This window comes from Methylobacterium sp. FF17 (assembly GCF_025813715.1).
Taxonomy (GTDB): Bacteria; Pseudomonadota; Alphaproteobacteria; order Rhizobiales; family Beijerinckiaceae; genus Methylobacterium; species Methylobacterium flocculans.
Window position 1 is genome coordinate 794,870 of sequence record NZ_CP107532.1, and the last position, 13,230, is coordinate 808,099.

The 13,230-nt window shown below is 70.1% G+C and carries 13 protein-coding genes; 10 read left to right on the forward strand and 3 right to left on the reverse strand.

The features are described 5' to 3' along the window. Positions 1-3 precede the first annotated feature (3 nt). The 3 genes from OF380_RS03575 to OF380_RS03585 form a co-directional block, all read right to left on the reverse strand. A complete protein-coding gene (locus OF380_RS03575; RefSeq protein ID WP_264049418.1) occupies positions 4-1,356 on the reverse strand; it encodes a UDP-glucose dehydrogenase family protein in 1,353 nt (450 codons plus the stop codon). A gap of 535 nt (positions 1,357-1,891) precedes the next feature. After that, on the reverse strand, positions 1,892-2,101 hold the full coding sequence (locus tag OF380_RS03580) for a hypothetical protein (RefSeq protein ID WP_264049419.1): 210 nt from the start codon (positions 2,099-2,101) through the stop codon (positions 1,892-1,894). Positions 2,102-2,441: 340 nt separating this feature from the next. Further along, positions 2,442-4,313 (reverse strand): ABC transporter ATP-binding protein, encoded by a 1,872-nt coding sequence (locus OF380_RS03585; RefSeq protein WP_264049420.1) that lies wholly within the window; start codon positions 4,311-4,313, stop codon positions 2,442-2,444. A 102-nt stretch (positions 4,314-4,415) separates the two neighbouring features. On the opposite strand from OF380_RS03585, the gene OF380_RS03590 reads away from it, so the two are divergent. From OF380_RS03590 to hslU, 10 genes are all read left to right on the forward strand, one after another. After that, on the forward strand, positions 4,416-4,883 hold the full coding sequence (locus OF380_RS03590; RefSeq protein WP_264049421.1) for a tRNA (cytidine(34)-2'-O)-methyltransferase: 468 nt from the start codon (positions 4,416-4,418) through the stop codon (positions 4,881-4,883). An 87-nt stretch (positions 4,884-4,970) separates the two neighbouring features. After that, a complete protein-coding gene (locus OF380_RS03595) occupies positions 4,971-5,660 on the forward strand; it encodes a PspA/IM30 family protein (protein WP_264049422.1) in 690 nt (229 codons plus the stop codon). A 41-nt stretch (positions 5,661-5,701) separates the two neighbouring features. Continuing rightward, positions 5,702-5,971, forward strand: coding sequence for a YiaA/YiaB family inner membrane protein (locus OF380_RS03600; RefSeq protein ID WP_264049423.1), 270 nt, complete (start codon positions 5,702-5,704; stop codon positions 5,969-5,971). Between the two features lie 62 nt (positions 5,972-6,033). Further along, positions 6,034-6,960: an oxygen-dependent coproporphyrinogen oxidase gene (hemF, locus tag OF380_RS03605; protein ID WP_404810533.1), complete on the forward strand. Its 927-nt coding sequence runs from the start codon at positions 6,034-6,036 to the stop codon at positions 6,958-6,960. Continuing rightward, complete coding sequence (locus OF380_RS03610; protein WP_264049425.1) at positions 6,957-7,544, forward strand: suppressor of fused domain protein; 588 nt, start codon at positions 6,957-6,959, stop codon at positions 7,542-7,544. Before hemF ends, OF380_RS03610 begins: the two co-directional genes overlap by 4 nt. Continuing rightward, positions 7,544-8,668, forward strand: a complete 1,125-nt coding sequence (locus OF380_RS03615; RefSeq protein ID WP_264049426.1) for an ATP-dependent DNA helicase — start codon at positions 7,544-7,546, stop codon at positions 8,666-8,668. Before OF380_RS03610 ends, OF380_RS03615 begins: the two co-directional genes overlap by 1 nt. A 28-nt stretch (positions 8,669-8,696) precedes the next feature. Continuing rightward, complete coding sequence (locus OF380_RS03620; RefSeq protein ID WP_264049427.1) at positions 8,697-9,092, forward strand: GFA family protein; 396 nt, start codon at positions 8,697-8,699, stop codon at positions 9,090-9,092. Between the two features lie 100 nt (positions 9,093-9,192). Next, positions 9,193-9,729, forward strand: coding sequence for an ATP-dependent protease subunit HslV (gene hslV / locus OF380_RS03625; RefSeq protein WP_264051173.1), 537 nt, complete (start codon positions 9,193-9,195; stop codon positions 9,727-9,729). Between the two features lie 79 nt (positions 9,730-9,808). Further along, a complete protein-coding gene (locus OF380_RS03630) occupies positions 9,809-11,479 on the forward strand; it encodes a methyl-accepting chemotaxis protein (RefSeq protein WP_264049428.1) in 1,671 nt (556 codons plus the stop codon). 360 nt (positions 11,480-11,839) lie between these two features. After that, the gene (gene hslU, locus OF380_RS03635; RefSeq protein ID WP_264049429.1) at positions 11,840-13,153 is read left to right on the forward strand and encodes an ATP-dependent protease ATPase subunit HslU; all 1,314 of its coding nucleotides are present in this window, start codon (positions 11,840-11,842) and stop codon (positions 13,151-13,153) included. Positions 13,154-13,230 lie beyond the last annotated feature (77 nt).

Here is a 13,230-nt window from a genome sequence, read left to right on the forward strand (position 1 = left end):
CGTCTAAGCGATTGGCCGGTCCTCGCCGGCCTCGGTGCGCATCGGCTGCTCGCGGGACTGGCCGATGCCGGTATAATCGAAGCCGCGCCGCCTCAGGTCCTCGGCCGCGTAGACGTTGCGCAGGTCCACCATCACGGGGGCGGCCATCACGGCGCGCAGGCGGGTCAGGTCGAGGGCGCGGAAGGCGTTCCACTCCGTGACGATCACCACCGCGTCCGCGCCCTCGGCGCAGTCGTAGGCGTCCGCCGTATAGGTCACGTCGGAGAGGAGCGGACGGGCCGCCTCCATGCCCTCGGGGTCGTAGGCGCGGATCGTGGCGCCGCCGTCCTGCAACCCGGTGATGATCGAGAGGGCGGGCGCGTCGCGCATGTCGTCGGTGTTGGGCTTGAAGGTCAGGCCCAGGATCGCGACGGTCTTGCCTCGCACCGAGCCGCCGCAGGCCATGATCACCTTTCGAGCCATCGCGCGCTTGCGGCTGTCGTTGACCGCCACCACGGTCTCCACGAGCCGCACGGGGGTGCCCGCATCCTGGGCGGTCTTGACCAGCGCCAGCGTGTCCTTCGGGAAGCACGAGCCGCCATAGCCCGGGCCCGCATGCAGGAACTTGGAGCCGATGCGGTTGTCGAGCCCGATGCCGCGCGCGACCTGCTGCACGTTGGCGCCGACCTGCTCGCAGAGGTCGGCGATCTCGTTGATGAAGGTGATCTTGGTGGCGAGGAAGGCGTTGGCGGCGTACTTCGTCAGCTCGGCGGTGCGCCGGTCGGTGTAGAGGATCGGCGCGGCGTTCAGGTAGAGCGGGCGGTAGACCTCGCCCATCACCGCCGCGCCCCGCGCGTCGTCGGCGCCGATGACGATGCGGTCGGGGCGCTTGAAGTCCTCGATGGCCGCGCCTTCGCGCAGGAATTCGGGATTGGAGACCACCGCCACGTCCGCCTCCGGGTTGGTCTCGCGGATAATGCGCTCGACCTCGTCGCCCGTACCCACCGGAACGGTCGACTTGGTGACCACGACGGTGAACCCGCTCACCGCCCGGGCGATCTCGCGCGCCGCCGCGAAGACGTAGGAGAGGTCGGCGAATCCGTCGCCGCGCCGGGAGGGCGTGCCCACCGCGATGAAGACCGCGTCGGCCTCCGCGACGGCCCCGGCGATCTCGGTTGAGAAGCTCAGACGGCCGTGCCGGACGTTGTCCGCCACCAGGGCGTCGAGGCCCGGCTCGTAGATCGGCATCCGTCCGGCCTTGAGGAGGTCGATCTTGCCCGCATCCTTGTCGACGCAGACCACGCTGTGTCCGAAATCGGCAAAGCAGGTGCCCGAGACGAGGCCGACATAGCCGGACCCAACCATCGCGATTCGCATGAGGTGCCACTCCAGGCCGGGCTGCGGCCCCGGCAACCAACGTCTCCGCATGCCGGGCCGCTCGGCGCCCCCGGATGCCCGGCTCCCTTAAGACGTTTGTCGGAGTTGTACCACGTCGCTCTGCTGTCCCCGCCCGCAGACGAAGGCGGACGAACGGCGATGATGCTTTGCCAACGATCGAAACACCAAGAAAGTCCACCCTGCGTTCCCGTGGTGGACTTATGGCAGATCAAACCAAGACCTCTTCAACATATGATAGGATGTCGTCGAGACCAGGGAATTTCGCACAAGGCAACGGCCGGTCTTCCGATCGATGTCGGACCGATGTCCTGTCGTCTGCGGTAGTATCGGCAGACCCCGAGCGGTCCTGGCGTCGCCGCCAGCGCGCGTCCCGGGGGGCTTCGGGACAGACATCGCCCGCGTGTTCGGACCGGCGCGCGCCGATCTATAAGGCCCGCAAACGCATTCGGGGCCGCCACCCGACCCTGCTGGTCGCGTGACGTCCCCGAATGCGGCGGCGAACGTCTTTCGAAGATCAGGCCGTCGGGTAGGAGAAGACGCCGACCGAGGCGTGGAAGGGCACGTGCTCGCGGGCGCGGTGACGGCGGGCCTTGTCGAGCAGCTTCGCGTTCAAGCGATCCCCGCCGATATCGGCGAACTGCCGGTCGGTGAGTTCCGCGATCTCGCGGGCCGAGGCGTTCCGCTTCAGCGAGGCGGCGAGATGACTGAGAAGGGACTGGACCATGGGATGTATTCCGGATTTGCGTTGTGGCCGAGGTCTTCGCCCCGGCGCCATGACCGGAATGTAGGCCTTGCCGCAGTGCAGCAGGAGCGCCGATGGCGTCGGGCTGCCATGCGGGGTGAGCATGTAATGGGCAGCTTTGCCCATCGCCTGAGCATGACAGCGTCAAGGTATTGATTTTGCGCAATAATTCTCGCGGTCATGCGCCAGTTCGTCCCTCCTTCTGACCAATGGAGGGGCAGCGCCACCCATACCCGTGTGCGTTGCAGCACGTAGAATTCGGAAGTTGTTCCGAAAGTGGTCATAGTTCTGTTCCGCCCGGCGGGGCGGAAGGCCCGAAAGCCTACTCGGCGGCCGCCTCGTAGGCCGAGTCCGGGGCGGCCTCGCCGAGGAACCCGCCGGACTGGCGCGCCCAGAGCCGGGCATAGAGGCCGTTCGCCGCGATCAGCTCGGCATGGGTGCCTTCCTCGATCACGCGGCCCGCATCGAGCACGATCAGGCGGTCGAGGGCCGCGATGGTCGAGAGCCGGTGGGCGATGGCCAGCACGGTCTTGCCCTCCATCAGGGTGTCGAGGCTGTCCTGGATCGCCGCCTCGACCTGGGAATCCAGGGCCGAGGTCGCCTCGTCGAGGATCAGGATCGGGGCGTCCTTGAGGATCACCCGCGCGATGGCGATGCGCTGGCGCTGGCCGCCGGAGAGCTTCACGCCGCGCTCGCCCACCTGGGCGTCGTAGCCGGTGCGGCCCTTGTGGTCGACGAGTTCGCGGATGAAGGCGTCGGCCTGGGCCAGCCGGGCGGCCTCCTCGACCTCGGCCAGGGTGGCGTCGGGGCGGCCATACGCGATGTTGTCGCGGATCGAGCGGTGCAGCAGGGAGGTGTCCTGCGTGACCATCGCGATGGCGCTGCGCAGCGAGCCCTGCGTCACCCCCGCGATGTCCTGACCGTCCACGAGGATGCGGCCGCTCTCGAGGTCATGCAGCCGCAACAGCAAGGCGGTGATGGTGGTCTTGCCCGCCCCGCTGACGCCCACGAGCCCAACCTTCTCACCCGCGCGCAGGTGCAGGTTCAGGCCCGAGATGATCGAAGTGTCGTCGCGTCCGTAATGGAAGCCGACATTCTCGAAGCGGATGTCGCCGCCGCTGACCCGCAGGGTCCCGGCATCGAAACGGTCGGTGATGGCATGCGGGCGCGCGATCGTCTGCATGCTCTCCTGGATCACGCCGACATTCTCGAAGATGCCGCGCACGGTCTGCATCACCCAGCCCGACATCGCCATCAGGCGCAGCACCAGGGCGAGCCCGGCGGAAGCCTCGCCGGTGGTCATCGCGCCGCGCTGCCACAGGACCACGCAGACCGTGGCGGTGGAGAGGATCAGCACGCTGTTGAGGAGGCTGAGCAGCGTGGTCGTGCTGCTCACCAGGCGGAACTGGTGCAGGTAGGCCTTCGTGTGGATGTCCACCGCATCCCGCACCGCCGCCCGCTCCTCGCGGTCGCGGGCGAAGAGCTTCACGGTGAGGATATTGGTGTAGCTGTCCACGACGCGCCCGATCAGGGCCGAGCGGGTGTCGGCGGTGACGAGGGAGCGGGCGCGGGCGCGGGGCACGAACCAGCGCGTGAGCGCGGCGTAGGCCAGGATCCAGAGCACCACCGGCAGGGCGAGCCAGACCGAGATCGAGCCGAACAGGCCCACCGCCGTCACGGCGTAGATCGCCACGTAGAGCAGCGTGTCGAGGAAGACGACGGCGAGTTCGCGCACGGCCGGACCCACCTGCACCACCCGGTTGGCGAGGCGCCCGGCGAAATCCGCCTGGAAGTACGAGAGCGAGTGCCCCAGCGTGTAGAGGTGCGTGCGCCAACGGATCTGGTTGGTCGCCTGGGGCACGATGAGCTGGTTCGAGAGGATCTCGTGCAGCCAGATCGTGAGCGGGCGAACCACCAGCAGGAGGCCGGCCGCCAGCATCATGGCGGTGCCGTGCTCCTGCCACAGGGTCGCGCGGTCCGCCGTGTTCAGGGTGTCGATGAACCAGCCCATCAGGAGGTAGAGGGACGCCTCGATGCTGCCCGCCACCACCGCGATCACGAACAGCACCGCAAGGGCGCCCCGGATCGGCCTGAGGTAGAACCCGGCAAAACCGAGGACGGTTTTCGGCGGCATGCGCCCGTCGTCGAACGGAGCGAACACATCGATCCGGCGCTCGAGCCAATCGAGAAACATGAGATCATCCGGTTGCTGCAGCACTCCCTTAGCTATGCCGGCTTGACCGTCTGCCAACCGGGGGGCGATGCCGCACGGAACCGCCTCCGTGAAACCCCGCCCATGCTCCGCCTCGCCCTCTACCAACCCGACATCCCGCAGAACACCGGCACGCTGCTGCGCATGGCGGCCTGCCTCGGGGTCGCCGTCGAGATCATCGAGCCGGCGGGCTTCGACGTGTCCGACCGCCACCTGCGCCGCTCGGGGCTGGACTATCTCGACCATGTCCCGGTCACCCGGCACCGCTCGTGGGACGCCTTCGCGGCGTGGCGGCAGGCGCAGGGCCTGCGCCTCGTCCTCGCCACGACCAGGGGCGCCCTGCCCTACACCGAATTCCGCTACCGGGACGGCGATTGCCTGCTGATGGGCCGCGAATCCGCGGGCGTCCCTGACGCCGTGCACGCGGCGGCCGATGCGCGGGTCGTGGTGCCGATCCGCGCGGACCTGCGCTCCCTGAACATCGCCGTCTGTGCCGCGATGGTGGTGGGCGAGGCGCTGCGCCAGACGGAAGGGTTTCCCGGAGGATTTTGAACAGCGTGCAGTTCCGCACTTGAACACCGTTCAAACCATGCGACAACCGATGCCGTGAACAGCGTTCACGCCATCGGGAGCCGCACCATGCTCAACCTGTTTCGCACCGTCGCACGCGGCGCCGCCGCCCGGGCCGAGGAAGACCTCTTCGACCGCAACGCCCTCATCATCCTCGACCAGCAGATCCGCGAGACCCGCGCTGCCCTGGAGCGCAGCCGTCAGGCGCTCGCCGCCTCGGTGGCGGGCGACAAGGCCGAGGCGCGCCGACTTGCCGAGGTCGAGGGACGCGCCGCCGACCTGGAGGCCCGCGCCGTCACGGCGATCCAGGGCGGACGCGACGATCTCGCGGGGGACGCGGCCGAGGCCATCGCCGAACTCGAGGCCGAGCGCGATGCCATCCGGGCGGCCCGGACCCGCTTCGCCGCGGAGGTCGCCCGCATCCGCGCCGTGGTGGCGGACGCCACCCGCCGGCAGGCGGAGCTGGAACGGGGCCGCCGCATCGCGGCCGCCGCCGAGATGGCCCGGCGCCTGCGGGTCAGCCCCGCCCCGCGGGATCGCGCCACCCTGAAGGAAGCGGAAGCGACGCTGGCCCGCCTGCGCGCCCTCCAGGCCGAGGCCGACGACACCGAGGCGGCCCTCAACGAGGCCCGGCCCGGGGCCGACATCGCCGAGCGCCTGGAGCGCGAGGGGTTCGGGCCGAACACCCGCCCGACCCCGTCCGCCGTCCTCGACCGCTTGCGCGCCAGGGCGGACGCCGCCCGGCCTCAGGGCGCCTGACCCCCTCGACCCGTCACCATCATCAGAAAAGGAGAACAGCCATGACCAACGAGACCACGCAGCATTCCGGCGCCTGGGTCGCCTTCACCTACGCCTCGTTCCTCGGCTCCGCCGCCATGGTAGCCCTGGGGATCCTGTTCATGCCGATGGACATCTGGATCAAGGGCTACCTCGCCATGGGCACGATCATGCTCGTGCAGTCCTGCATCACCGCCACCAAGACGATCCGCGACGTCCACGAGGGCCGGCGCATGGTCAACCGGATCGAGGACGCCAAGACCGAGCGCCTGCTCATGTCCGTCAAGGATTGAGGCGGGGCCGGCGGCCGGCTTGCCGAATTGACGGCCGGGCGGCGGGATGGGACATCCCCGGGATGACGATGCCCGAATCCGCCGTTCCCCCGCTGCCCGAGGCCGAGCGCGACGCCCTGAAGGCCGAGGCGACGGCGTGGTTCACGACCCTGCGCGACCGGATCGTGTCCGCCTTCGAGGCGATCGAGGCGGAGGCCACGGGCCCCTTCCATCCCGACACCCCGACCGCGCCGGGACGCTTCGAGAAGACGCCCTGGCAGCGCACCGACCATTCCGGCGCGCCGGGCGGCGGCGGCACGATGGCGATGATCAAGGGCCGGGTCTTCGAGAAGGCCGGCGTCCACGTCTCGGCGGTGCACGGCGAGTTCGCCCCGGAATTCCGCGCCCAGATGCCGGGCGCGGCCGAGGATCCGCGCTTCTTCGCCACCGGCATCTCGCTGATCGCGCATCCGTGGAATCCCAACGTGCCCACGGTGCACATGAACACCCGCTTCGTGGCGACCACGAAGACCTGGTTCGGCGGCGGCGCCGACCTGACGCCGGTGCTCGACCGCCGCCGCACGCAGGAGGACCCGGATTCGCAGGCCTTCCACGCCGCCATGAAGGCCGCCTGCGACGCGCACGCGCCGGCCGCCGATTACGGGCGCTACAAGGCCTGGTGCGAGGAGTATTTCCACCTCAAGCACCGCAACGAGCCGCGCGGCATCGGCGGCATCTTCTACGATTACCACTGGACCGGCGACCCGGCCGCCGACCTCGCTTTCACCCGCGACGTGGGCGGCGCCTTCCTGAAGGCGTATCCCGCCATCGTGCGGGCCAATCTCGAGACCCCCTGGACCGAGGCGGACCGGCTGGAGCAGCAGGTCCGGCGCGGGCGCTACGTGGAGTTCAACCTGCTCTACGATCGCGGCACGATCTTCGGGCTGAAGACCGGCGGCAACGTCGCCTCGATCCTGTCCTCGCTGCCGCCCACGGTGCGCTGGCCGTGAGCGCGCCCCCGACGGACATCACGCAGACCAACCGCGCGGTGGCGCGGATGCTGGCCGGCGCGTTCGGCGGCGCGCCCTCGGTCGCCCGCCACCGCGACGAGACGGGGCGCAGCCACGTCGACATCCTGACCTGCCGCGACGCGCCCCGGGCCGGCCTCACGGCCTACGCCACGGTGACGCTGGCCAACCACCCCCTCTACCAGGAGGGGATCGAATTCCCCGGGCGCTGCGAGATCCTCGGGGTCAGCGACGCGCCGGGCTTCGCGCAGGTCCTGGCGACCTGCGCCTTCCAGGTCATCGAGGCCCGCTGGTTCCTCGCCCCCGGCATCGTCTTTCCCGGCCTCCTCGCGGGTTCGGGCCTGTCGGAGACGCTGGCCCACGTCCTGTTCGTGCCGCCGGTCGCCTTCGAGGCCCGGCTGCAGACGATGCAGGCCCCCGACGCGAACCTCGCCTTTCTCCAGGCGGTGCCGATCTCGGAGGCCGAGTACGTCTTCGCGCAAGAGTCCGGCGGCGATGCCCTCGAAGACCTGTTCGCGGAGCGCGGCACCGACCTCTTCGCCAGCACCCGGCCCTCGGTGCTCTGATGGCCGAGACCGACCTTCCCACCCGCTTCGCCCCTCAGCAGGACGCGGCCCTGCAGGCCATCGCCGCGTGGCGCAAGGACGGCGGGGCCCAGGTGTTCCGGCTGTTCGGCTATGCCGGCACGGGCAAGACGACGCTCGCACGCCGCATCGCCGACGACGTCACCGAAGGCCCGGTGGTGTTCGGCGCCTTCACGGGCAAGGCGGCCTCCGTCATGCGCCAGAAGGGCTGCCACGACGCCGCGACCATCCACAGCCTGATCTACCGCACCAAGGAGACGGAGGACGGTGGCCCCGCCTTCACCCTGAACCGTACCGGCCCGGTCTCGAAGGCGGAACTCATCATCATCGACGAGTGCTCGATGGTGGATTCCGACCTCGGCAACGACCTCCTGTCCTTCGACAAGCCGGTCCTGGTGCTCGGCGACCCGGCGCAGCTGCCCCCCGTGCGCGGCGGCGGCTTCTTCACCGAGGCCGAGCCCGACGTGATGCTCACCGACGTCCACCGCCAGGCTGCCGACGACCCCATCGTGCGCATGGCGATGACCGTGCGCGAGGGCGGGCGCCTTGCCATCGGCGAGTACGGCGAAAGCCGCATCGTCTCGCGCCGCGCCATCGACCCCAACGTGGTGCTCCAGGCCGATCAGGTGCTGGTCGGCATGAACAAGACGCGCCGCCTCTACAACAACCGCCTGCGCGAGCTTGCCGGCCATACCGATCCGATGCCGGCGGTGGGCGAGAAGCTCGTCTGCCTGCGCAACGACCGCACCAAGGGGCTGCTCAACGGCTCCACCTGGACGGTGCACGCCCAGCGTTCCTCGCCGCGCTCCGACACGGTCCGCCTCGACGTGGTGCCCGAGGACGACCCGGCCCTGCGGCGGCGGCCCACGGACATCAAGGTCCTCAAGGCCGTGATGTCGGGCTCGGAGGAGGAGATCCCCGCCTTCCTCAAGCGCGAGACCGACGAGTTCACCTACGGCTACGCCCTCACCGTTCACAAGGCGCAGGGTTCGCAATGGGACGACGTGGTCCTGTTCGACGAATCCTTCGCGTTCCGCGAGCACCGGGCGCGCTGGCTCTATACGGGGCTGACACGCGCGGCCAAGCGCATCACCGTGGTGGTGTAGGACGACCTCAAACGAACGGAGTTTTCCCATGGCCCTGACCGGACGCTGCCGCTGCGGCGCGATCTCCTTCACCGCCGAGGGCGAGCCGAGCCACAGCGCCCTCTGCCACTGCGCGGATTGCCGGCGTTCCTCGGGCGCCCCCGTGGTGGGCTTCGCGCTGTTCCCGAACGAGCGGGTCGCGATCTCCGGCACCCCGAATGCCTACGAATCCTCGCCCGGTGTCATCCGGCAGTTCTGCGGCACCTGCGGGACCGGCCTGTTCTACCGCAACGAGGCGGTGTTTCCCGGTCAGGTCGACATCCACACGGCCGCCCTCGACGATCCCGACGCCCTGCCGCCCTCGATCCGCATCCAGGTCGCGGAGGCCCCAGCATGGTTCGGCGATTTCGCCGCGCTGCCGGCCTTTCCGCGCTATCCGGGATAGGCCGGCGCTTGGAGCGGGCCCGGCGAGCGACTACGTGACCCTCGCCAGAATCGAACCGGAGCCCGACGTGTCCCATTCCGAAGCCGGCGGTCCGCCGCAGATGCACGCCACCACGATCCTCATGGTCCGCAAGGGCGGCCGGGTGGTGATCGGCGGCGACGGGCAGGTCAGCCTCGGCCAGACCATCGTGAAGGGCAATGCCCGCAAGGTCCGGCGGCTGGCCAAGGGCTCGGTGATCGGCGGCTTCGCGGGCGCGACGGCGGACGCCTTCACGCTGTTCGAGCGGCTGGAGGCCAAGCTCGAGCAGTATCCGGGGCAGCTCACCCGCGCCTGCGTCGAACTCACCAAGGACTGGCGCACGGACCGCTACCTGCGGCGCCTCGAGGCCATGATGCTGGTGGCCGACAAGGAGGTCAGCCTGCTGCTCTCCGGCGCCGGCGACGTCCTGGAACCCGAGAGCGGCGTCATGGCCATCGGTTCGGGCGGTAATTACGCCTTCGCGGCGGCACGCGCCCTGGAAGACAGCAATCATGACGCAGAAGAAATGGTGCGCCGCGCCATGCGGATCGCGGCCGAGATCTGCGTATATACAAATGATAGTCTCGTGATCGAGAGCCTGGAAACGAGCGAAGACTGAGGCCACGCCGGGCCATTAACGAAAGTTTTCCAGAAATTGGCGACAACTCCGGGCTGCGCGCTCGGGGTTGGTTCGACACATGAAGATCAAGACGAAGATCCTGGCGTTGATCCTGGCCTGCGGGGCCATCACGCTCGGTGTCGCCGGGCTGGGGATCGCCACGCTGTCCCGCTTCAACGGCGCGATGGAGGAATCCCGCTACGCGGCACAGGGCGCCCTGGATGCCGCGAACCTCAACCGGCTGGTGACGAACGTCGTCCTCGAATCCCGGGGCGTCTACGCCGCCGCCGACACCGCCGACGCCCGGAAATACGCCGACCGGCTGCGCGGAAACCTCACCGCCATGAACGCGCTCCTGACCGCGTGGGGCCGGCGCATTCCCGCCGAAGAGCAGGCGATGTACGCGCGCGTGACGCAAGGAGCGGCCGCCTTCACGACCTTGCGCCAGGAGATCGCCCGGCTCGGGACCGAGGTGGCGCCGAAGGCCGCGGCCGAGCAGGGCTTCAACGAGACCAACCGGGCCAACCGGCAGGCCTTCCAGGATTCGATCGACGCGCTCGTCAGCAGCGGGCAGGCGCGAGTCGCCGCCATCGATGCCGCCGCCGACGCCCTCTACGCCGAGCGCCTGACGCTCCTCGTCGCCCTGGCGGTCGGCGGTACCCTCGGGTGCCTGCTCATCGGCGGCCTCGTCGGCCACCGGCAGGTCGCGGCGCCCCTCTCCGGGGTCACGGCGGCGATCCGGCGCCTGTCGCAGGGCGACCTCACCCTGCCGGCCCACGAGGCGCGCCGCGACGAGATCGGCGAGATCTGGCAGAGCATGGCGGTCTTCGCCCAGTCCATGCGCGAGACCGAGACCCTGCGGGCGAGCCAGGAAGCGGCGGCGGGCCTCGCCGGCACCCAGCGCCGCGCGGAGCGGGTCGAACTCGCGGACCGGTTCCAGGGCAGCGTCGGCGGCCTCATCGGCGATCTCTCGGGCGCCGCGACCGAACTGGAGCGCACGGCGCGCCAGATGTCCGAGCATGCCGAGCGGACCAGCCGGCAATCCGCCGCCGTGATGCGGGCCGCCAGCGAGACCGCGCAGAACGTCCAGGCGGTGGCCGCCGCCACCGAGGAACTCGCGGTCACCGCCAACGAGATCGGCCAGCAGGTCGGCCGGACCTCGGCCGCCGCCGCGAGCGCGGTCGAGAGCAGCCGCCGCACCCATGCCCGCGTCGAAGCGCTCGCCGACGGCGCCGCGCGGATCGGCGACGTCGTGGCGCTGATCTCCAGCATCGCCGGGCAGACCAACCTGCTGGCGCTGAACGCGACCATCGAGGCGGCCCGCGCCGGCGAGGCCGGCCGGGGCTTCGCCGTGGTCGCGGCCGAGGTGAAGGGCCTCGCCGCTCAGACCGCGCGGGCCACCGACGAGATCACCGCGCAGATCACCATGATCCAGGACGCTACCCGCGAGACCGTGGCGGCCATCAACGAGATCGGCTCCACCATCGGCAGCGTGCACAGCATCGCGCTCGGCGTCGCGGCGGCGGTCGAGGAGCAGCAGGTCGCCACCCAGGAGATCGCCCGCAGCGTCGCCGACGCCGCGCGCGGCACCCAGGCCGTCACCGGCACCATGGCGGAGGTCGAGGGCGGGGCGGTGAATGTCGGCGCGGGGGCCGCGCAGGTGCTGGCCTCCGCCACGGAGTTCGCCCGCCGCTCCGACGCCCTGCGGGGCGAGGTCACGCATTTCGTCGGTTCGATCCGCGCCGCCTGAGAGCGAGCGTCTGGCAAACCGGGTCCGGCGCGCCTAAATCCGGGGCGTGCGCCAGACCCCACCCCTTTCCGCCCCGAGGGCGTTCTCCGCCGAGGTGGCTGCGGGTTCGGCGAGCGCGCCGCGCCGCAACGCGGGCGAGGGCAGCCCGCGCGACATCCCTCCGACCCTCCGAAGCGGGATCCCGCGCGCCGCCAGCCCGATGCGGACGCGTGCGCATCCCCACAGGGGCGAGTTCCCGGAGCAGCCTCGGCACGGTCGCATCGCGGGTCCGGCCCGCTTCCTGCCTTTCCCGGGCGCGTCGCACCCGCGCGCCCTCCCCCGCATTCGGGCAGCCCGGCTGCCGCACCCGATCGGAGCGTGATGACAACCTTCTCTCCCCGCGAGATCGTCTCGGAACTCGACCGCTTCATCGTCGGACAGGCCGATGCCAAGCGGGCGGTCGCCATCGCGCTGCGCAACCGTTGGCGCCGGCAGCAGCTCAGCGGCCCCCTGCGCGAGGAGGTGGCCCCGAAGAACATCCTGATGATCGGCCCCACCGGCTGCGGCAAGACCGAGATCGCCCGCCGCCTCGCGCGCCTCGCCGGGGCGCCCTTCCTCAAGATCGAGGCCACGAAGTTCACCGAGGTCGGCTATGTCGGCCGCGACGTGGAGCAGATCGTGCGCGACCTCGTGGAGGTCGGCATCGGCCTCAAGCGCGAGGAGAAGCGCCGCTCGGTCAAGGCGAAGGCCGAGGCGGCGGCCGAGGCCCGCATCCTCGACGCCCTCGTCGGGCCGACCTCCAGCCAGGCGACCCGCGACAGCTTCCGAAAGAAGCTGCGCGCGAGCGAACTCGACGACAAGGAGGTGGAGATCGAACTGTCCGGCGGGCCGGCCGGCGGCCTGCCGATGTTCGAGATTCCCGGCATGCCCGGCGCCTCGATGGGCGCGGTCAATCTGGGCGACATGCTCGGCAAGGCCCTGGGCGGCCAGAAGGGCAAGCCGCGCCGGATGACGGTCAAGGACGCCTACGCGCCGCTGCTGGCGGAGGAATCCGACAAGCTCGTGGATGCCGAATCGCTGACCCAGGAGGCCATTCGCGAGGTGGAGGACAACGGCATCGTGTTCCTCGACGAGATCGACAAGATCTGCGCCCGCGAGGGGCGCTCCTCGGCCGACGTCTCCCGCGAGGGTGTGCAGCGCGACCTGCTTCCGCTGATCGAGGGCACCACGGTGGCGACCAAGCACGGGCCGGTGAAGACGGACCACATCCTGTTCATCGCGTCGGGCGCCTTCCACGTCTCGAAGCCCTCCGACCTCCTGCCCGAGCTGCAGGGCCGCCTGCCGATCCGCGTCGAACTGCAACCCCTCACGGTGGAGGATTTCCGCCAGATCCTGACCTCGACGGAGGCGAGCCTGCTGAAGCAGACCGTGGCGCTGATGCAGACCGAGGGCGTCACCCTGGAGTTCAGCGAGGACGCGGTGGACGCGCTGGCCCGCGTCGCCGTCGACGTGAACAACTCCGTGGAGAACATCGGCGCCCGCCGCCTGCAGACGGTGCTGGAGCGGGTGATCGACGAGATCTCCTTCACGGCGACCGACCGTTCCGGCGAGACCGTGCCGATCGATGCCGCCTACGTGCGGTCGCGGGTAGAAAGTCTGGCGGCCAATGCGGATCTGAGCCGATACATCCTGTAATTGGACAATCCGGGTGAAGGTCGGCGGCGGAGAAGGACGAGAATTCTCCGCCGTTGCCTCGAGAAACGAAGCAGCCG